Raw genomic sequence first — 333 nt, 5'->3', positions numbered from 1 at the left:
TGCGTCCACTGGTTCCGCTGGATGGCGGTCGCTTCGCGACTTCCGACCTCAACGATCTGTATCGTCGAGTGATCAACCGTAACAACCGTTTGAAGCGCCTGCTTGACCTGTCCGCTCCGGACATCATCGTGCGCAACGAAAAACGCATGCTGCAGGAAGCTGTGGATGCGCTGCTCGACAACGGTCGCCGCGGTCGCGCCATCACCGGTTCCAACAAGCGTCCTCTGAAATCCCTGGCCGACATGATCAAGGGTAAGCAGGGTCGTTTCCGTCAGAACTTGCTCGGTAAGCGCGTTGACTACTCGGGTCGTTCGGTAATTACCGTAGGTCCGA

The 333-nt window shown here is 58.0% G+C and carries 1 protein-coding gene; it reads left to right on the top strand.

What is annotated here, in order from left to right:
• The coding region (locus ACIPO9_RS28060; protein WP_400784543.1) for a hypothetical protein at window positions 1-333 on the top strand (333 nt) is incomplete at both ends.

The organism is Pseudomonas sp. NPDC090203 (assembly GCF_044746765.1).
Taxonomy (GTDB): Bacteria; Pseudomonadota; Gammaproteobacteria; order Pseudomonadales; family Pseudomonadaceae; genus Aquipseudomonas; species Aquipseudomonas putida_AD.
This window is presented reverse-complemented; position numbering and strand designations above follow the sequence as displayed.